The sequence below is a fragment of the Streptomyces sp. NPDC007901 genome, assembly GCF_042959465.1.
In the GTDB taxonomy this organism is placed as follows: Bacteria; Actinomycetota; Actinomycetes; order Streptomycetales; family Streptomycetaceae; genus Streptomyces.
In genome coordinates this window covers 74,028-92,839 of record NZ_JBIBKW010000025.1, presented here as the reverse complement: position 1 = coordinate 92,839, position 18,812 = coordinate 74,028, and the positions used below count along the sequence as shown (strand labels likewise).

General features: G+C 72.4%; 20 protein-coding genes. 12 read left to right on the top strand and 8 right to left on the bottom strand.

Going from position 1 to position 18,812, the window contains the following annotated elements:
• Nucleotides 1-20 precede the first annotated feature (20 nt).
• The 4 genes from ACFZDK_RS47340 to ACFZDK_RS47325 all read right to left on the bottom strand — a co-directional run bounded on the left by ACFZDK_RS47340 (nt 21) and on the right by ACFZDK_RS47325 (nt 1,996).
• Complete coding sequence (locus ACFZDK_RS47340; RefSeq protein ID WP_390983146.1) at nt 21-149, bottom strand: hypothetical protein; 129 nt, start codon at nt 147-149, stop codon at nt 21-23.
• Nucleotides 150-222: 73 nt separating this feature from the next.
• Complete coding sequence (locus ACFZDK_RS47335; protein ID WP_390983143.1) at nt 223-570, bottom strand: hypothetical protein; 348 nt, start codon at nt 568-570, stop codon at nt 223-225.
• Between the two features lie 94 nt (nt 571-664).
• Complete coding sequence (locus ACFZDK_RS47330; RefSeq protein ID WP_390983140.1) at nt 665-1,312, bottom strand: DUF308 domain-containing protein; 648 nt, start codon at nt 1,310-1,312, stop codon at nt 665-667.
• Between the two features lie 75 nt (nt 1,313-1,387).
• The gene (locus ACFZDK_RS47325; protein WP_390983137.1) at nt 1,388-1,996 is read right to left on the bottom strand and encodes an HhH-GPD-type base excision DNA repair protein; all 609 of its coding nucleotides are present in this window, start codon (nt 1,994-1,996) and stop codon (nt 1,388-1,390) included.
• A 166-nt stretch (nt 1,997-2,162) separates the two neighbouring features.
• Between ACFZDK_RS47325 and ACFZDK_RS47320 the strand changes: the two genes are divergently transcribed.
• The 9 genes from ACFZDK_RS47320 to ACFZDK_RS47280 all read left to right on the top strand — a co-directional run bounded on the left by ACFZDK_RS47320 (nt 2,163) and on the right by ACFZDK_RS47280 (nt 12,110).
• Nucleotides 2,163-4,355, top strand: coding sequence for a penicillin acylase family protein (locus ACFZDK_RS47320; protein WP_390983134.1), 2,193 nt, complete (start codon nt 2,163-2,165; stop codon nt 4,353-4,355).
• Entirely contained in the window at nt 4,348-4,971 is a 624-nt protein-coding gene (locus ACFZDK_RS47315; protein WP_390983131.1) for a GNAT family N-acetyltransferase, read from the top strand. Before ACFZDK_RS47320 ends, ACFZDK_RS47315 begins: the two co-directional genes overlap by 8 nt.
• The gene (locus ACFZDK_RS47310) at nt 4,961-5,434 is read left to right on the top strand and encodes a cupin domain-containing protein (RefSeq protein WP_390983237.1); all 474 of its coding nucleotides are present in this window, start codon (nt 4,961-4,963) and stop codon (nt 5,432-5,434) included. The genes ACFZDK_RS47315 and ACFZDK_RS47310 overlap by 11 nt, the downstream gene beginning before the upstream one ends.
• On the top strand, nt 5,431-6,192 hold the full coding sequence (locus tag ACFZDK_RS47305) for a glucose 1-dehydrogenase (RefSeq protein ID WP_390983128.1): 762 nt from the start codon (nt 5,431-5,433) through the stop codon (nt 6,190-6,192). Before ACFZDK_RS47310 ends, ACFZDK_RS47305 begins: the two co-directional genes overlap by 4 nt.
• Nucleotides 6,193-6,312: 120 nt before the next feature.
• The gene (locus ACFZDK_RS47300; RefSeq protein ID WP_390983125.1) at nt 6,313-8,220 is read left to right on the top strand and encodes a copper resistance protein CopC; all 1,908 of its coding nucleotides are present in this window, start codon (nt 6,313-6,315) and stop codon (nt 8,218-8,220) included.
• A 107-nt stretch (nt 8,221-8,327) separates the two neighbouring features.
• Nucleotides 8,328-8,993 carry a hypothetical protein gene (locus ACFZDK_RS47295; protein WP_390983122.1) on the top strand — a complete coding sequence of 222 codons (666 nt, stop codon included), beginning with the start codon at nt 8,328-8,330 and terminating at the stop codon, nt 8,991-8,993.
• 14 nt (nt 8,994-9,007) lie between these two features.
• Nucleotides 9,008-11,173 carry a glycosyltransferase gene (locus ACFZDK_RS47290; protein WP_390983119.1) on the top strand — a complete coding sequence of 722 codons (2,166 nt, stop codon included), beginning with the start codon at nt 9,008-9,010 and terminating at the stop codon, nt 11,171-11,173.
• Nucleotides 11,174-11,264: 91 nt separating this feature from the next.
• Nucleotides 11,265-11,810: a hypothetical protein gene (locus ACFZDK_RS47285; RefSeq protein WP_390983116.1), complete on the top strand. Its 546-nt coding sequence runs from the start codon at nt 11,265-11,267 to the stop codon at nt 11,808-11,810.
• Nucleotides 11,811-11,897: 87 nt separating this feature from the next.
• Nucleotides 11,898-12,110, top strand: coding sequence for a hypothetical protein (locus tag ACFZDK_RS47280; RefSeq protein WP_390983112.1), 213 nt, complete (start codon nt 11,898-11,900; stop codon nt 12,108-12,110).
• Nucleotides 12,111-12,275: 165 nt separating this feature from the next.
• Here the strand turns inward: ACFZDK_RS47280 and ACFZDK_RS47275 are convergent, their stop codons facing one another.
• From ACFZDK_RS47275 to ACFZDK_RS47260, 4 genes are all read right to left on the bottom strand, one after another.
• The gene (locus tag ACFZDK_RS47275; protein ID WP_390983109.1) at nt 12,276-12,701 is read right to left on the bottom strand and encodes a hypothetical protein; all 426 of its coding nucleotides are present in this window, start codon (nt 12,699-12,701) and stop codon (nt 12,276-12,278) included.
• On the bottom strand, nt 12,698-12,976 hold the full coding sequence (locus ACFZDK_RS47270) for a CopG family transcriptional regulator (protein WP_390983107.1): 279 nt from the start codon (nt 12,974-12,976) through the stop codon (nt 12,698-12,700). The genes ACFZDK_RS47275 and ACFZDK_RS47270 overlap by 4 nt, the downstream gene beginning before the upstream one ends.
• A 387-nt stretch (nt 12,977-13,363) precedes the next feature.
• A complete protein-coding gene (locus tag ACFZDK_RS47265) occupies nt 13,364-14,599 on the bottom strand; it encodes an SWIM zinc finger family protein (protein WP_390983104.1) in 1,236 nt (411 codons plus the stop codon).
• Complete coding sequence (locus ACFZDK_RS47260; protein ID WP_390983101.1) at nt 14,596-17,442, bottom strand: SNF2-related protein; 2,847 nt, start codon at nt 17,440-17,442, stop codon at nt 14,596-14,598. The genes ACFZDK_RS47265 and ACFZDK_RS47260 overlap by 4 nt, the downstream gene beginning before the upstream one ends.
• Nucleotides 17,443-17,706: 264 nt before the next feature.
• Between ACFZDK_RS47260 and ACFZDK_RS47255 the strand changes: the two genes are divergently transcribed.
• From ACFZDK_RS47255 to ACFZDK_RS47245, 3 genes are all read left to right on the top strand, one after another.
• The gene (locus ACFZDK_RS47255) at nt 17,707-18,018 is read left to right on the top strand and encodes a calcium-binding protein (RefSeq protein ID WP_390004653.1); all 312 of its coding nucleotides are present in this window, start codon (nt 17,707-17,709) and stop codon (nt 18,016-18,018) included.
• Nucleotides 18,019-18,143: 125 nt separating this feature from the next.
• On the top strand, nt 18,144-18,392 hold the full coding sequence (locus ACFZDK_RS47250) for a hypothetical protein (protein ID WP_037678403.1): 249 nt from the start codon (nt 18,144-18,146) through the stop codon (nt 18,390-18,392).
• Complete coding sequence (locus ACFZDK_RS47245; protein WP_390983097.1) at nt 18,389-18,790, top strand: DNA-binding protein; 402 nt, start codon at nt 18,389-18,391, stop codon at nt 18,788-18,790. The genes ACFZDK_RS47250 and ACFZDK_RS47245 overlap by 4 nt, the downstream gene beginning before the upstream one ends.
• Nucleotides 18,791-18,812 lie beyond the last annotated feature (22 nt).

Genomic DNA, 18,812 nt, shown 5'->3' with positions numbered 1-18,812 from the left:
GCCCACCTCCGCCTCAGGGGTCAACCGTGCTTCTGGTCCTGGGGCCGCGGCCGTGGCGGCTGAGCCGCCTTCACCTCCGGCTTGGGCGTGCTGCGGACGGCTTCGGCACGCAACAGGGCGCGCAGGACCGCGTACGGGTCTGAGGACATGACTGTGTTCCTTGCGTAGAGCTGACGGAGGGAGAGCCGACTGGCCTGGGGGAGTGCGGGGCCGGACGGTCGGTCAGCAGCGCAGGACCACGGTGCGCAGGAAGGGCATGGCGTACGGCGGACACGGTGCCGTCGCGTGGAGCCGCAGGCCGCGATCGGCCGGGCCGGCGGGCGCCGGACCGGGGAGAGGCGCGAGGCGCTGGGGTACGTCGGCGCGGTGGACGGCGCGGGCGGGCGGTCGTAGCGGAGTGTGGAGGACGTCGTGCTCGACGGTCTCGGCCGAGACGGCCGGGGCGGTCGCGGTCAGCGCCTCGGCGGCCGTCGGGACGGCGGCCAGCAGCAGGGCGAGCAGCAGCACGAGCGCCCGCAGCCAGGCGTGACCCGGCTGCGGGCGACGCCTGGCTGCGGGGCTGCTGCTCATGACGGTCATCTCCCCGCGCGGCGGCCGGTGTTCAGCGCGCCGGGCGCGAGATCCGCTCGCTCGGCGTACCGGTGAGGCGCCGGGTTGACGCCGTTCACACGGCCCGCGGGATGTGCTGGGCCCGGCCGCGGATGCCGAACGAGGCGATGATCTCCACGATGCCGACGACGACCAGCCAGATACCGGCGACCAGTGTCAGCACGGCGACCGACTTGAACGGCGAGACGATCAGCACGACGCCGGCGATGAACGTGACGATGCCGAGGAAGATCATCCATCCCCGGGCGGGCATCGCGGGGTCGTGCACGGCGGCGATGGTCTGGGTGATCCCGCGGATCAGCCAGCCGATCCCGATCCACAGGGCGAGCAGCAGGATCGACTCCAGCGGGCCGCGGAAGCAGAACAGGCCCAGCAGGATCGACAGCGCGCCGCTGATGAAGGCCAGCACGCGCAGCGAGGTCGCCTTGTGGGTGCCGAAGGCGGCCACCAGCTGGAAGATGCCGCTGACCACCAGGTAGATGCCGAAGAGCACACCGGCCGCGAGCAGCGAGGCACCCGGCCAGACGAGCACCAGGACGCCGAGGATCAGCGAGGCGATCCCGGTGAGCAGAACGGTCTGCCAGGCGGCTTGCGCGAGGGCGTGCAACGGCCCTTCGAAGGGCGGTTCGGACTCATGCCGGACACCGCCGGCGTGCACCTTGCGGTCGTCGTCGGCGGGCCCGGTGCTGGGAGGCTCGGTCATGTCTCCAGCTGAGACCGGCGGGGTCGGGCGTGCCAGCAGGGAGAGGCCGACCGGGTGAAGGGATGAGCCTCGGGGTCACTTCCCCCCGGCCTTCGCCGCCTTCGCCGCCGCCTTCATCTCCTGCTTGTGCGCCCGCACCTTCGCCAGCGACTCGGGCCCGGTGATGTCGGCCACCGAACGGAACGACTCCGCCTCCCCGTACGCCCCCGCGGCCTCCCGCCACCCCTGCGGCGTCACCCCCAGCTGCTTGCCCAGCAGCGCCAGGAAGATCTGCGCCTTCTGCTTCCCGAATCCGGGCAGTTCCTGGAGCCGCTTCAGCAGCTCCGCCCCGGTCCCGACACCGCGCCAGACGTTTTCGGCGTCACCGTCGTAGTGCTCGACGAGGTACTGGCACAGCTGCTGGATCCTCTTGGCCATGGAACCGGGGTAGCGGTGCACCGCCGGCTTCTCGGAGAGCAGCGCGGCGAAGGCCTCCGGATCCTGGGCGGCGATCTCGTGCGCGTCCAGATCGTCCGTGCCCATGCGGTGCGCGATGGTGGCGGGCCCCTTGAACGCCCACTCCATCGGCACCTGCTGGTCGAGCAGCATGCCGGTGAGCGCGGCGAGCCTGCTGCGGCTGAGGAGTTCGTCGGCCTCGGGATCCTGGGCGAGATGCAGGGCGGGGGTGTCGGCATTGGCGTCCATGGACCGATGATCCCGCGCCCGGACCGGTCCCGCGCGGTCCCGCGCGGCCTGGCCCGGCCTCGCGCACTCGCCAAGGCCCGCCCTCCTCCGCTCTCTCACCCCTCACGTACGATTCCTGCACGATTCAGCTTAGGCAAGCCTAACCTCAGACAAGGGGGGTCACCGGGTGACCATCGAGACGTACCGCGACGCCTGGGGCATCCCGCACCTCCGGGCGGCCGACGCGAGCGAACTCGCCCGCGCGCAGGGCCGGGTCACGGCCCACGACCGGGCCTGGCAGCTGGAGGTGGAACGGCACAGGGCGCAGGGCACCTCGGCCTCCTTCCTCGGCTCCCCGGCCGTCGCCTGGGACGTCTTCGCCCGCCGGGCCCGCCTGGCGGACACCGCGAGGCGCTGCTTCGAGGCGCTGGAGAGACAGGACCCCGAGACGGCGGACTGGGTACGGGCGTACGTGGCCGGCGTCAACGAGGCACTGGCGGCCGGTGCCGCCCGCACGCCCGAGTTCGCCCGCACCGGCCTGACCCCCGGCACCTGGGAGCCCTGGCACCCCCTCGGCATCTGGCTGGCCACCCACATCCTGTTCGCCGGCTTCCCGGCCAAGCTGTGGCGCGAGGAGGCGATCCGGCACCTAGGCGAGGAGGCGGTCCCCCTCTTCGCCACGGACGGTCCCACCACCGTGGGCAGCAACGGCTGGCTGCTCGCGGGCTCCCGAACCACCACCGGCCACGCCCTGCTCGCCGGCGACCCCCACCGCTTCATCGAGTCCCCCGGCGTCTACCAGCAGATCCGTCTCTCCTGCCCGGAGTTCGACGTGCTCGGCCTCGCGGTCCCGGGCGTCCCCGGCATCGCCCACTTCGCCCACACGGGCACGGTCGCCTGGTCCATCACCAACGCCATGGCCGACTATCAGGACCTCTACCGGGAACGGCTGCGCCGCACGGAGACGGGAGCGGTGGCCGCGCTGGGCCCGGACGGCGTGTGGACCGAGACCGAACGCCACACGGAGACGGTGGAGATAGCGGGGCGGCCCGCCCTGCGGATCGAACTCCTGGAAACGCCCCGGGGGCCGGTGATCACCGAAGCGGCTGCGACTGCCCACGCACCGGCTGCCCACGCACCGGCAGCCGCCGACGGCGCCGCACCCCCGCAGGGGCCACCCGCACCCGACAACGAAAGCCGCACCGGCGGTGCGGGTGGGAGAACATCCACCGAAGGCGAAGCCGAGGCGCTGGCGTTGCGCTACCCACCCCGCGTCACCCACGACCTCGGCTTCAGCGCCCTCCTCCCCCTCCTCCGCGCCCGCCACGTCACCGACGTCGACCGGGCCTTCGACGCCTGGGCCGAGCCCGTCAACGTCGTCCACGCCGCCGACACCGCCGGAGGCACCCTGCACCGCGTCGCCGGCCGCGTCCCCGTCCGCTCCCGCACCAACCGCACCCGTCTCGCCCCCGCCTGGCTCCCCGGCCACGCATGGCACGGCTGGCACGAGACGCCGTACGGCGAACTCACGGACGGCGCCGCCGTGATGGCGAACCAGCGCGGCCCGGCCACCCCCCTCGGCGTCGAGTTCGCCCCGCCGCACCGCGCCGACCGCATCCGCGCCCTCCTCGACGAGCGCCGTACCTGGTCCGCCGCCGACCTGCCCGCGATCCACATGGACACCCATCTCGCCTCCGCCGCCCCCCTCCTGGACCACCTGGCCGCCCTGGACGACCTCACCCCCGAGGCCACCCGGCTCCGCGACCGCCTCCTCGCCTGGGACCGCCGGATGGACGCCGACAGCACCGACGCCGCGGTCTACGCGGCCGTACGCACCGCGGTCGTACGACACCTCGCCGCGCACCCCGCCTTCGCCGCCCTCACCGAACCCCCCGCGTACCCCGAGGTCCTGCTCCCCTGGCTGGCCCTCACCCCCCGTATCGCCTTCGCCCTCGAACACCTGCTGCGGGCCGAGGAGTTGTACGGCATCGACCGCCCCAGCGCCGTCCGCGCCGCCCTGGAGGACGTCGCGGCCGACGGGCCCACCGGCACCTGGGGCGACACCCACCGCCTCGCCCCCTGGCAGGCGCTGCCCGAGCCGTCGTACGAAGGACCGGCCCTGTCCGGCGACCACGACTGTGTGCTGTGCACCTCCGCCGTCCCCGGTCTCACCGACCTCTCCGCGCGTGGCCCGGCCGCCCGCTACGTCTGGGACCTGGCCGACCGCGACCACAGCCTCTGGGTGGTCCCGCTCGGCTCCGACGGCGTCCCCGGCACACCGCACCACACCGACCAACTCCCCTTGTGGCTCAAGGGAGAACTCGCCCCCGTCAGCACCGACTGGGACCACCTGGAACTCGTGGAGAACACCGATGCCTGAGCAGACGCAGCCGCACCTTCACACCTCCGTCCACGAGGAAGCGGTGGACGGCTTCGGCACCGTCCGGCTCCGGCCCCTCGACCCGGCGCACGACTCCGCCGTCGTCCACACCTGGGTCAGCGAGGAACGCGCCGTCTTCTGGGGCATGACCGGCCTCACCCGCCCCCAGGTCGCCGAGGTCTACGCCCACATGGCCACCCTCGACACCCACCACGCCTACCTCGCCGAGCAGGACGGCACCCCGGTCGCGCTCCTCCAGACGTACGAGCCGACGGCCGACCGCGTGAGCGATTGCTACGACGTCCGCCCCGGCGACATCGGCATCCATGTCCTCCTCGCCCCGCCCGGCGCCGAAGGCCCCCGCCCGGGCTGGTCGGAGGCACTTCTCGGCACCTTCACGGCGTACGCGCTGCGTACCCTCGGCCGCCGTCGCATCGTCGTGGACCCGGACGTGCGCAACGAGAAGGCGATCGCCCGCTTCCGGCGCCAGGGCTTCACGCCCGGCCCGGCCGTCGTCCTCCCCGAGATCGACATCCCGGACGTCCACCTGCCGGAAAAGCACGCTCAACTGGCCTTTCTCACCCGGGCGGTAGCCTTCCCGGATGATGACGCCTGAGGACATCGTCGCCCATTACGACCTGGAGCCGATCCCCCGCGAGGGCGGCCTGTTCCGGCGCACCTGGGCCGGTCCCGAACGCGCCGACGGCCGCCCCGAGGGCACCGCGATCGTCGCCCTCCTCACCACCGACGACTACTCGGCCCTGCACCGCCTCCCCTCCGACGAGATCTGGCACTTCTACCTCGGCGACCCGCTCCGCCTCCTGCTCCTCGACCCCGACGGCACCACCCGCAGCCCCGTCCTCGGCCCGGACATACGGCACGGCCAGCACCTCCAGCTCACCGTCCCGGCCGGTACCTGGGTGGGCGCCCGGGTGGCAGCCGCCGGCGCCTGGACCCTCTTCGGCTGCACCATGGCCCCCGGATTCACCTACGAGGGGTACGAACACGGGAACGCGGCCCATCTCACGGCGCGTTACCCCGCCGAGGCCGCCCGGATCACGGAACTCTGCCGCCCATGACCCACCTGCTGGACGGACAGACCGCCCTGGTCACGGGCGCGAGCGGCGGCATCGGCCGGACCATCGCCCGGCGCCTGGCGGCGGAGGGCGCGGCGGTGGTCCTGCACTGCCGCACGGCGGTGGCGGCGGCGCGCGAGACCGCCGCGGCCATCGGCGACGACCGGGCGATCGTCGTCCAGGGCGACCTCGGCGACGAGCAGACCTGCCACCGCATCGTCCGCGAGGCCGCGGAGTGGGGCGGCGGCCGCCTGACGGCCCTCGTCAACAACGCGGCCGTACAGCCCGTACAGCCCCTGCCCGGCATGACCGCGGCCGACTGGCGCGCGGTCGTCGACACCGACCTCACCAGCGTCTTCGCCTGTACCCAGGCCGCCGCCGAGCTCATGCGCACCCAGCCCGACGGCGGCACGATCACCCACATCGCCTCCATTGAGGCCACCCACCCGGCCCCCGGCCACGCCCACTACAGCGCGGCGAAGGCGGCGGTGGTCATGCACGCGAGAGCGGCGGCCCTGGAGTACGGCCCCTTCGGCATCCGCGTGAACACCGTCTCCCCCGGCCTGATCGACCGGGAGGGGCTGAGCGAGTCCTGGCCGGAGGGGGTGCGGAGATGGCAGGAGGCAGTACCGACAGGCCGGTTGGGCACCCCCCAGGACGTGGCGAACGCGGTGGTCTTCCTGGCATCGCCGCTCGCGTCCTGGATCAGCGGTCACAATTTGGTGGTGGACGGCGGGGTGTCCGCTCGGCCGACGTGGTGACAGCGCCCCGTCAGGGGCGCGGGGCTGTGTCGACACTGCGGCTCCGCCGCGTGGGCGCGACCCAGCCCCCACCAACCCGCAGACGAAATGAGTGCCCATCGCCTCCCATCCGTATGACCCATGAACGCGTGTTTCCGAACTCAGGACGGTGACGTGGGCGAAGAACACGACCGGCAGCCGACGGCGACGAAGCACAGGGCGCTCCGCGCCCTCACTCTCATCGGCACCCTCCTCGCCGCCCTCCTCCTCGCGTCCGCCGCACCCGCCTCCGCACACGCGGCCCTCCGCGACAGCGACCCCGCCGACGGCGCCGTACTCAAGACGTCGCCCGCATCGGTCACCCTCACCTTCACCGAGTCCGTCGGCCTGCTCGACGACTCGTTCCGGGTGTACGACCCCACCAACCACCGGGTGACCACGAGCGACGCCGAACACGGCCCCGCCGGCTCGGACACCGCCCGGATCACCTTCCCGAAGAAGCTCGGCACCGGCACGTTCACCGTGGCGTGGCGGGTCGTGTCGGCGGACAGCCACCCCGTCTCCGGCGCCCTCACCTTCTCCGTGGGCAAGCCGTCGGCCACCACGGCGACCGTCCCCGCCGGCCCGGTCGAGAACCCGGCGACCGACAGCCTCTACAACATGGGCCGCTACGTCGCCTACCTCGCCGTGGCCCTGCTGGTCGGCGCCGTCGCCTTCATCACCGTCTGCCGCCCCCCGGACGCCGGCCCCCTGCGCGGGCCGCTCCGGACGGCCTGGTGGGTGCTCCTGGCCGCCACCCTCTTCCTCTTCGTCCTCCGCTCCCCGTACGAGGAGGGCACGTCCCCGGCGACGGCCTTCGACCTCTCGGCGCTCGCCAAGGCCGCGACCGGCCGCCCGGGTCTGGCGCTGCTGGCCAGGGTCGCGCTGCTGGCGGTCACGGCGGCCCTCTACCTCCGCTTCCGGAGCCGCAGGCACTGGTCCCGGCCCCTGCTGGCGACGGCCGCCGCCCTCTCCATCGCCCTGGCCCTGACCTGGGCGGCGGCGGAGCACGCCTCGGCGGGCATCCAGGTCCCGCTGGCGATGACGTCCTCGGTGCTCCACCTGCTGGCGATGGCGCTCTGGCTGGGCGGCCTCACGGCCCTCCTCATCACGCTCCGCCAGACCACCGCCACCCCCCTCCCGGCCGCCGTCGTAGCCCGCTTCTCCCGGGTGGCCTTCGTCTCGGTGACGGTCCTCGTCGTGACCGGCGTCTACCAGTCCTGGCGCGGCCTCGGCTCCTGGCAGGCGCTCACCGACACCTCGTACGGCAGGCTCCTGCTCGTCAAGCTCGGCGCGGTGACCCTGCTGCTGGCGGCGGCCTCCCAGTCCCGCCGCTGGACGGCGAAACTGGCGACGGCCCCGGCCACGGCATCCCGCGACCGTGTCCCGGAGACGGTCGGAGCCCCACCCCTGGACACCCACACCCCGGACACCCACACCCCGGACACCCCGGACACCCCGGACACCGGGGAGGCCCCGACCCCTGACCTCCCGGCGCAACCCCTCACCCCGTCCCCCCACCGGGCCCTGCGCCGCTCGGTCCTCGCCGAAGTCGCCATCGGCGTGGCCGTCCTGGTCATCACGACGATCCTCACCGGCACCCTGCCCGGCCGCGCGGCGGCCGAGGCGGCCGAGTCGGGGGCGGCGACGGACGCGACCGGCATCCCGGCGACCGCCATCGCCATGGTCCCGTTCGACGTCGGCACCCCGAACGGCCACGGCAAGGTGCAGATCACCCTCGACCCGGGCCGGGTCGGCAAGAACTCCGTGCAGGCGGTCGTCTTCGGCCCCGACAACGGCATCTCCACCGTCCCCGAACTCCGCCTCTCCTTCACCCTCGACGCCCAGAAGATCGGCCCCCTCCCCGCCAACCTGACCGACCGCGGCGGCTACTGGGCCACCAACTCCGTCAACCTCCCCATCGCGGGCGAGTGGACGATGAACGTGACGGTACGGGTGTCGGACCTGGACCAGGTGACGGTGGCGCGGAAGATCCGGATCGCCCCCTGACCCAGGCAAGCCCGCTCCCGAGGCCGGGGGTGTAACAGTTTCGGCCTCCCGCGCTCTGTCCATGCGGACGACCATGTCGGTCGTCCGCATGGACAGGGGCGGGGCGCGTGCAACGGACGGACGAGAGCGACAGAGCGTACGGCGAGGAGTCATACGGCGACTCCCCGCACGGTGACGTCATCACCGTGCTGCCCCCGGATCACACGGACCACCCGGATCACGCGGACCAGGACCCGGCGGAGAACGGTCCGGCACGGCCCGTCTTCGTGGACGCCTCGGGCCGCCGCCAGCACCGCGTCCGGCGCGCCGCCCAACTGCTGGTGATCCCCGCCGCCTGCTATGTCGCCCTGCTCATCAGCTCGGTCCTGGGCGGCCCCACCATCAGCGCTCCGTTCGTCCCGCTGCCGGAGACCCCGCACACGGCCACGCCCCACGCGACCGCCCCCGACGCCCCGTCCGGCGGCGACGGCCAGGCCGCGGGGAGCGCGAGTTCCGGGGAGGCGTACGACAGTTCCCGCCCCGCCGGCTCCCGTCCGGCTGCGCGCCGGGCGGCCGCCTCCGCCGCGACCGCCGCCACGGCGACCGCCGGGCCCACCACGACACCGGCCGCCACCGCCTCCCCGACCACGCCCGCCACCACGGCTCCCGGCGCCACCCCCACCACCACGCCTGCTTCCACCTCCACCCCCACCTCCACCCCCACCTCCACCCCCACCTCCACCCACTCCTCCAAGGGGCGCGCCGTCGGCTCGTCCCACCGGCCCGTGAAGTGATCCAGGGCCCTGACGTGACCGACCGCCGAAGCCGTACCGCTGCTCCGTTCCGCCTGCGTGGCCGTACCGGCCAGATCACCCCCCGCACCCACTGGCTGCTGCTCTGCGTGCTCGTGGTGACCCTGTCGGCGGCCCTGCTGCTGCAGGGCTACACCCACCACATGTTCGGGATCACCTCGGACGACGAGACCGGCCCCCGGGGCCGGAGCGATGCCGTGCCCACGCAGGTGGCCGACGGCGGCCCGGTGATCGCGAACGCAGCCACCGCCCCGCACACCGCCCGCCCGAAGGCCCGCACGATCGCCCTCACCTTCGACGACGGCCCGGACCCCACCTGGACGCCGCGCATCCTCGACGTGCTGCGCCGCAACCACGTCCACGCGACCTTCTTCGTCGTCGGCACCGAGGTGGTGGACCACCCGGAGCTGGTCCGCCGGATCGTCGCCGACGGCCACCAGATCGGCATCCACACCTTCACCCACCCCGACCTGTCCCGCCTCGCCCCGTGGCAGCGCTCGCTGGAACTGCGCGAGACCCAGCTCGCGGTGGCCGGTGCGGCCGGGGTCACCACCGCGCTGCTGAGGCCGCCGTACTCCTCGGAGAACGACGCGCTGGACGACGCCGACTGGTCCGTCCTGAAGCAGGCGGGCGCGGCCGGGTACGTCACGGTGCTCTCCACGCAGGACGCCCAGGACTGGCAGCGGCCCGGTACGGACCGCGTCCTCGCGAACGCGACCCCGCACGGCACCGCCGGGCAGATCCTGCTGATGCACGACGCCGGCGGCGACCGCGCCCAGACCGTCGCCGCCCTGAACACCCTGATCCCCCGGCTGAAGGCCCGCGGCTTCCGGTTCGCGACGGTCGGCGCCGCCGTCGGCATGGCCGGCCCGGTCCGGCCTGCGGGGCTGGGTGACCACCTCCAGGGGCTGGCCCTCATCGGGCTGCTGCAGGGCGGCGACCGGGCCGTGCGCGTGCTGGGCTGGCTGATGTACGCGGCCGGAGCGGTCAGCGTCCTGCGCGCGGCGGTCGTGCTCGTCGCCGCCCGCCGGCACCGGCGGCAGCGCAAGGGGCGCCGGAGCAGGTCCTGGGGGCCGCCGGTGACCGAACCGGTCAGCGTGATCGTCCCGGCGTACAACGAGAGCGCCGGCATCGAGGCGGCCGTACGCTCCCTGCTCGCCTCGGACCACCCGGTCGAGATCATCGTGGTGGACGACGGCTCCACCGACGGCACCGCCGACCTCGTGGAGTCCCTCCGGCTGCCGGGGGTGCGGGTGATCCGGCAGGAGAACGCGGGCAAGCCCGCCGCGCTCAACACCGGGCTCGCCGCGGCCACCTGCGACCTGGTGGTCATGGTCGACGGCGACACGGTCTTCGAACCCGACGCCGTCCGCACGATCGTGCAGCCCTTCGCCGACCCGAACGTGGGAGCCGTCTCGGGCAACGCCAAGGTCGTCAACCGCGGTGGCCTGCTGGGCCGTTGGCAGCACATCGAGTACGTGGTCGGCTTCAACCTCGACCGCCGCCTGTTCGACCTCGCCGAGTGCATGCCGACCGTGCCCGGCGCGGTCGGCGCCTTCCGCCGCCGGGCGCTGCTCGCCCTCGGCGGCGTCAGCGACGTCACCCTCGCCGAGGACACCGACCTCACCATGGCCCTGTGCCGGGCCGGCTGGCGCGTGGTCTACGAGGAGCGCGCCGTGGCCTGGACCGAGGCACCCGCCTCCCTGGACGCCCTGTGGCGGCAGCGGTACCGCTGGTGCTACGGCACCCTGCAGGCGATGTGGAAACACCGCGGCGCCCTGATCCAACGCGGCGCGGCCGGCAAGCTCGGCCGCCGCGGCCTGGGCTATCTCCTCCTCTTCCAGGTCCTGCTGCCCCTGCTCGCCCCCGTCGTCGACGTCTTCGCCGTCTACGGCCTGCTCTTCCTCGACCCGCTCCGGATCACCGCCCTGTGGCTCGCCTTCCTGCTCCTGCAACTGCTCATGGGCCTGTACGCGTTCCGCCTCGACGGAGAACGCCCCGGCCCGCTCTGGAGCCTGCCGCTGCAGCAGTTCGTCTACCGCCAGCTGATGTACCTGGTCGTCATCCAGTCCGTCTTCACCGCCGTCTCGGGCTCCCGACTGCGCTGGCAACGCATGGAGCGCTACGGCAGCCTCCCGACCCCGGCGGTCGCGGAGAAGTGACGAGCAGGTGGATGGACGGCGCACCCATGGTCCGCCATGCTGCCTTGGCGGTGGTCGATCAACGTCGGCCGCGGCACGTGAGGGGCGGGGGATGAGGGAACGCTCGCAGGTCGAGGCCATGTCGTCGGCGGAGTGTGTCCGTTATCGGCTGACGCGCCTCCAACGCCTGCTGTCCGCGCTGCCCAGCGTCATCGTCACCGCCTTCCAGGTCCTGTTGTGGTTGAGCGGGGGATCATCCGGTCCTGTGCTCTTCACCCTGGCCATGTGGGCCGTCCTGCTGCCCGTGGCGCTGATCGTCCCGCGACCCTTCGGAGTCACGCTCACCCCGTCGGCGGCCGTCGTGCGCAACCTCCGCCGCAGGACCATCCCCTGGTCGAACGTCCAGGCCGTCCGGGTCGAGTCCCTTCTCGGCAGCCGCACCGTCGTCATCTACGAAGCGGGCGGCCGCGCCACCCGCCTGCGGGCACCGATCACCGGGTTCCTCAACTGGGACCGCGGCTTCGGGGAGAAGTTTCACACCATCGGCCGCTGGTGGCTGGACCACCGCGGCCCGGACTGGGTCCCCGTCCCGCCCCCGGCCATGTGGTGGCAAGGCCCGGTGACCCCCGACGGGAACCCCTACGCCCCTCCCTCGTAGCCGGTAACTGATCCCGAGGTCCGCCCGGGAGGGCCATAGGCGGAAAACCGTGAGCGCTCGGAGCGTGGTGGTCGTCATCCTGGGGCCATGAGTCAGTGGAAGCTCTACGACAACTGGTACGCCGAGTTGGCCGGCCTCACCGTCGAGCAGCTGCGGGAGCGCCGGGCCTTCGCCGCTGAGCGGGCAGCGCATGCCGTGGGGCGTGGCATGGGCCGTAACCCCAAGGCCGGGCGTGAGTGGCGTGCGCGGCTGCGTGCCGTCGATGACGAGCTGCTGAGCCGGGGTGTGCAGGAGGCGTAGCCGCGACCGCTCCAGTCGAGCCCGAGGCGGACGAACGCCAGCGCGCCGGCGGAAGATACGAGATTCGACTCGTGAGGGGTTGCCCCCAACATGCTTTCCACATGTTCGTCTGGGGTTCGGTGGCGATCGAGGGCACCCTGACCTGCGGCGGATCCGGGCGCCGGGTCATACCTGCTTGACGACGATGGTCTGCGGGAGGAGCTTCTCCAGGTCGTTTACGTCCGAGGTGAAGACGGTGACCTGCCCCTTCTGCTGGCGTGCGATGACAGCGAGCACGGCATCGATGGCGTACTTGTGACCGTACAGCTTGGCGTCGGCCAGGAGACGCCGGGCCTGGCGGGCTTCGTCCTTGCCGATGTCTGCGACCTTGAGCCGGGAAAGCACCCAGTCCCAGCGCTGCTCGGTGGTTCTGCCGTCGAACGCCTCGACCAGCGTCATGGGAGACGTCACCACCTCGGCCTCACCCCCGGCCGCGAGGTCGAGCCAGGCGATCATCTTGCGGTCGCCGCGCACGGCCAGGGACAGGGCCTCGCAGTCAAGTACGAAGACGCGCAGTGGCCGCTGCCTGTGCTCGCCGGCGCGCTTCTTCACGCGGCCTCTCCGGCATCGTGTCCTCCGGCCGTGCGGCGGCGCTCGTGCTCGGCGTCGAGATCGTCCAGTTCCGCGAAGGCTGTCGCACGCTCGTCCTCGGTGACCGGCCCGTGTTCCTCCTGCAACCAGTCGACCAGCTCCAGCAGTCGGTCCCGATCGCGCTTGAATCGCAGTGCTTCGGCTACATACGCCGAAAGCCCCCTCTCCGCCGCGTCGGCGCGGATCTCGTCGAGGAGATCCTCAGGGATCGTTACCGTGACCTTTTTCGTCGCCATACAAGAGACCATACTCCTGGTGTAAGCGCCCTTACCAGGAGTTTTGAACCAGTCGTGCGCAGGATGCGAATGGTTGATCTGCCGGCGTGGACGACGAAGGGCCCCGCTGATGATCAGCGGGGCCCTTCGTCTCGCCTGTTCAGGCGGCTGCGGAGGATACGAGATTCGAACTCGTGAGGGGTTGCCCCCAACACGCTTTCCAAATGTTCGTCTGGGGGTTCTTGAGCGTACGGCAACGTCCTGACCTGCGGTGCAGCTGGTCCGGGCGGGGGTTCTGAACGGTGCCGTACGCCGGTGAATGCAACCAGAACTGCAACCACGGAAGTGGAGCAGCGTGAGTGTGTCCGACTTCTGCTCGTGGTTCCTGGTCAGCGGGGGGCCGCCTCCTTACTCCCCGTTCTGCGACCAGGCTGCGGTGAGCGCGGTGACCGGCTCACTGTCGGCTGGTGCCGCGGGCCACCATTCGCCGTCGTCGTCCTGGAGGTAGGGGTACCAGCGGGCGTCGGGACCCAGACGCAGCTGGATGCCGTGGTGGGTGAGGGTGAGGCGGTTGCGCCAGGTTCTGAGGTGTGCGGGGGAGTCGGTCATCTCGGCGAGGGCCGCGTTCAGGGCGGTGCGGGCGGCCTTCATCACCGCCGGGTCGGGGGCGTAGGGCTGTTCGGCGACGGCGATGCCCGTGGGGCCGCCGTGACGCCAGGCGCGGGTGAGGCGTGCGAAGGCAGTGGGGTTGGTGCCGGTGTTCTGGACCAGGTGGTGGAACCACTCGGGTCCGGGGTTGCCTGCGGCGATGCGGACGGTGTCCTGGTGCTCGGTCAGGTGCAGGTCGGCGGTGTCGCCCGCGAGGAGCCGGGCGGCGCGCGCGGTGGCGTCGGCCATGAGGTGTTCCAGGTCCGCGGCGGCCAGGCCGCTGCCGGGGGGCGGGGCGACGGGCAGTGCTGTGGTGTGGGCGGCGGGCTCCGGGAGTTCGGGCAGTTCGGGGGGCTCTTCGGCCCAGTGGGCGTACGCGGCGGCGGCCGGGATGCCGGCCGGTGCCGGTGGGGCGGCGGTGTCCTGTGCTGCCGTACGGAGTGCGCGCAGCTGGGCGAGGACCTCCTCGCGACCGCGGCCGCGCAGTGCGAAGAGCACGAACGGGTCGGTGTCGATGGTGGTGGCGATGGCGTAGCAGAGCGCGGCGGCGTGCTTGCACGGGTGTCCCCAGTCGGGGCAGGAACACTCCGGATCGAGCTCGGTGGGCAGCGGGAGCAGTGGGACGCCTGCGTGCCGGGCGTCGTCCACGAGTTCGGCGGGCACCTCGTCGTCGAGAAGTGCCGCGAGATGTCCGGCGCGGGCCGCGATCGTGTCGAGCAGGGTGTCCCACTGAGGGGCGGTGAGGACGGGCAGGTGGACCGAGGAGCGGTACGGGCGCGGGCGGCTGCCCTGGACAGCGGCATTGACCTTGCCCGGAGCGACGGTGACCGGGCCGACCATGCCTTTGCGGGCGTAGGTGCGTCCGCGCGAGAGCCGTCCGGCGTCCAGGGTGGAGTCCTCCAGGGCGGCCACCCATGCCTGGCCCCACCAGGTCGCGGCGAAGGCCCGCTTGCCGCGGGCGGGCGCACGGCGCGGGCCGGGGACGGCGGGGCTCATGACTGCCGTCCCAGGGCGACGAGTTCGGCGAGGTCGGCGTCGGACAGTTCGGTCAGGGCTGCCTCGCCGGAGCCGACGACGGCGTCGGCGAGGGCGCGCTTGGCTTCGAGCAGCTTCGCCACCTTGTCCTCCACGGTTCCCTCCGCGAGGAGCTTGTGCACCTGGACGGGTTTGTCCTGGCCGATGCGGTAGGCGCGGTCGGTGGCCTGGTCCTCGACGGCCGGGTTCCACCAGCGGTCGTAGTGCACGACGTGGCTGGCGCGGGTGAGGTTGAGTCCGGTGCCCGCCGCCTTCAACGACAGCAGGAACACCGGCACTTCGCCGCGCTGGAAGCGGTCCACCATCTCCTCGCGCCGCGCGACGGGGGTGCCGCCGTGCAGGAAGAGAGCGGGGACGCCGCGTTCGGCGAGATGTTTCTCCAGCAGAGCCGCCATCTGTTTGTACTGCGTGAAGACCAGCACGGATTCGCCTTCGGCGGTGATGGTGTCGAGAAGTTCGTCGAGCAGGTCGAGCTTGCCGGAGCGGCCCCGCAGGGGAGTGGACCGGCGCAGGCCGTGCTCTTTCAGATACTGGGCGGGGTGGTTGCAGATCTGCTTCAGCGCGGTGAGCAGCTTGAGTACCAGACCGCGTCGGGCGATGCCCTCCGACTCCGCGATCTTCGCCATGGTCTCGCGGACCTGTGCCTCGTAGAGGCTGGTCTGCTCGGCCGTCAGCGGGACGACGTGGTCGGTCTCGGTCTTGGGCGGCAGTTCGGGTGCGATGCCGGGGTCGGACTTCTTGCGGCGCAACAGGAAGGGACGTACGAGACGGGACAGGCGCTCGGCTGCCTCGGGATCCTCGCCCGCCTCGATGGCGCGGGCATGCCGGTCACGGAAGGCGGCGAGTGTGCCGAGCAGCCCGGGGGTGGTCCAGTCGAGCAGTGCCCACAGCTCCGAGAGGTTGTTCTCCACGGGGGTGCCGGTGAGAGCGACGCGGGCGCGGGCGGGCAGGGCGCGCAGTTCGCGGGCGGTGACGGCGTAGGGGTTCTTGACGTGCTGGGCCTCGTCGGCGGCCACCAGCGACCAGGCTGTCTCGGCGAGCACTTCGCGGTCGCGGCGCAGTACCCCGTAGGTGACCAGGACGATCTCGTCGCCGGCCAGGTCTCCCAGGTGGCGGTCGCCGCCGTGGTAACGGCGTACGGGGGTGAGCGGTGCGAATCTGGCGGCCTCGCGCTGCCAGTTGCCGAGCAGGGAGGCCGGGCAGACGACAAGGGTGGGGCCCGCGGTGGCGTGGTCGCTCTGGCGGTGCAGGTGCAGAGCGAGCAAGGTGATGGTCTTGCCCAGGCCCATGTCGTCGGCGAGACAGCCGCCGAGGCCGAGTGCGCACATCTCGGCCAGCCAGGCCAGGCCCCGCTTCTGGTACTCGCGCAACGTGGCCTTGAGGGCGGCGGGCTGGGGCACGGGGGCGCGGGACTCGGGATCGCGGATACGAGCGACCAGGTCGCCGAGCGCACCGACCGCCGCACAGGGGACCCGGTCACCGTCCCTCCCCCAGCCTCCGGCCGGGGGGACCCCCATCTCGCTTCGCTCGGCCTCGCCGGTCAGCGCGGCGCTCAACGCCTCCATGGGGGTGAGCGGTTCCATCCGGCGGCGCTTGGCGCGGGCCACCAGCTTCGGGTCGGCGACCACCCACTGGTCGCGAAGCCGGACGAGGGGACGGCGTGACTCCGCGAGGGCATCCATCTCGGCCTCGGTGAGCGGCTCGCCGCCGAGGGAGACCTGCCAGCGGAAGTCGAGGAGGGCCTCGGTGTCCAGCAGGCCGCCCGCGGTGGAACCGGGGGCGGTGCGCTGCCCGATCTCCGCGGTCGCGGTGAGCGCCTTGACCAGTTCGCGCGGCCAGTGCACGTCGACACCGGCCGCGCGCAGCGCGTCCGTGGCGTCCCCGAGGAGATCGAAGGCTTCGTCGTCGGTCAACCGGAGCTGATCGGGAGCGGCAACGTCGAGTAGCCTCCGCAGCGGGGGCCAGGCGCGGGCGCCGCGGCGCAGGGCGAGCAGCGTCTCGGTCTCGGCGCGCGGGCCGAGCAGCCGCTCCACTTCGGTCGGCTCGCTCCACAGCCGTGCGGCCTCGATGACGAGCGCCGGGTCCGCCGCGGTGTGCAGTTGCAGGACGGCCCGGAACTGTCGTCGGCGTCCTCCGGGTACGTCGACGCGCAGGGAGACACCGACCTCGGCGGTGAGCGCCGCCTGGGTTTCCTCGGCCCATTCACGCAAGGCGGGCAATGCGCGGGCCTCGCGCCAGGCGTACGGCAGCGCTCCCATGGCGAGCGGCGCGGCCGGGGTACGGACCAGATCATCGGCGACCGCGTCGCAGAACTGGCGTATCAGCGCAGCCGGTTCGGCGATCCGTACCGGCGCAGGGCCCGACTCGGGCAGGCAGTGGGCGTGGGGCGGGAAGGCGGCGGCCAGGGCATCCAGCGTCTGGCGCTGGGCGGCGGTGAAAGGGCCCGCCTGCCAGGTGTCGTAACCGGCGGGGGTGATGGCCGGGTGGAGGCGGCCGTCGGCGAGCAGCCGCAGCGCGAAGCGAGTGGCGGCCTGCCAGGCGGCGCCGGAGGGATGCGTCGGCTCCGCATTGACCAGGGCAGAGACAGCGACGGCGACAGGCAGCGCGTAACCCTCGACCCTGCGCCGCCGCACCGAGCGGCCGTGCGGCAGGACCAGCTCCACCGCCTCGGTCTCAAGGCCGGTGGACGCCATACCGTTTCCTGCTGCTGCCCCGGTCGGCTTCCACAGCAGCAGCCGCCCAAGGCGGGCGGGCTCACCGGGCAGGAAAACCGCCGCCCAGCCGGCGCCGAGCAACTCCCTCACGAAGGCGGACGTTTCCTGCCCGGCCAGCGGCGGTGCGCTCCTCGCTCCCGTACTCGGCTCTCGTACGACGTCTCGTGCCACTCTCTCCTGCCCTGTCGCTCGCCGGACCTTCCCCTGAGCCGCTCACTACGGAACCCCACCAGGCAACGTCACACGCTGGCAACCACGGGCCTTGCCTTGACTGCCGGCGACGGCGCCACGACGGATATGCCGCTGCTGAACACACCGGTCCTCAACCGTACGGTGCGGCGCTAGGGTGCGGCCATGAGCACCTTGGACCCAGCCGCGCTGGAGGCGTTGGTCGAAGAGGCCACCGTCGACGCCTACGGCGAGGATGAGCAGCTCACCGGCTTCTTCACGATGATCGAGGAGAGCCTTGCCGTGCCGTTCACCACGACCGTTCTCGGCGTCGAGGTGAGCGTGGTCGGTGTCGATCTGGCCGAGGACGGGCGCGTGGTCGCACGCTGCGCCCGAGGGGCGGTCCGACAGGACATCGGAATTCTGGACCTGCCGCTGCCGGAACCCGCCCCCGAGGGCTCGCAATGGATCGAGGCATACCGCTACTGGGCCCGCTGAACTGGCGCGTCGCACAACTTCCCAGCCGGGCCCCGGAACGGACAGTCGCCTCGACTGCCGCCGGCTCGGACCGAATGCGGGGAACAGACAGCGCGTAGCGCGCATACCGCAGTATGCTTACGGCTATGGCTGACACCACGCGCATCACCGTGACACTCCCCACCGAGCAGGTGGCGGAGCTGAAGAAGATCACGGACAACATCTCCGGCTACGTGGCCGAAGCCGTCGCCAGACAGATCCGGCACCAGCTCCTGGGGGCCGACCTGCGCAGCCACACAGACGAGCACGGGGCCTTCAGCGAGGAAGAGCTGGCCGAGGCGCGGGCGCGGATCTTCGGCACGACGCAGGCCGCCGGCGGCGCGAGCGCCGCGTGAGCGAGCGCATGGAGACCGTCGTCCTGGACAGCGAGGGGCTGTCGGCCTGGGTGGCGCAGGACCGGAAGGTTCTGGCGATGTTCCAGGTGTTCCACGACATGGGAGCGGACCTTGTCGTCAGCGCCAACACCATCGTGGAGGTGAGTCACGCCAGGGTGAACCTGGCCCGACTGCAATGGGCGCTCTCCCGGGTCAAGGTGGAGCCGGTCACGGAGGCAGCGGCCAAGGCGGCGGCGCAACTGCTCAAGGGTGCCGGTCTGCGCGGACACAAGTACGCGATCGACGCCACCGTCGCGGAAGCGGCCTTGCGTCAGCCTGGCCCGGTCGCCATCCTCACGTCGGATGTCGATGACCTGACTCGGCTGTGCGGCAGCAAGGTCCGGACGATCGGGCTATGACCGCGACATCGTCCCGGGGCCA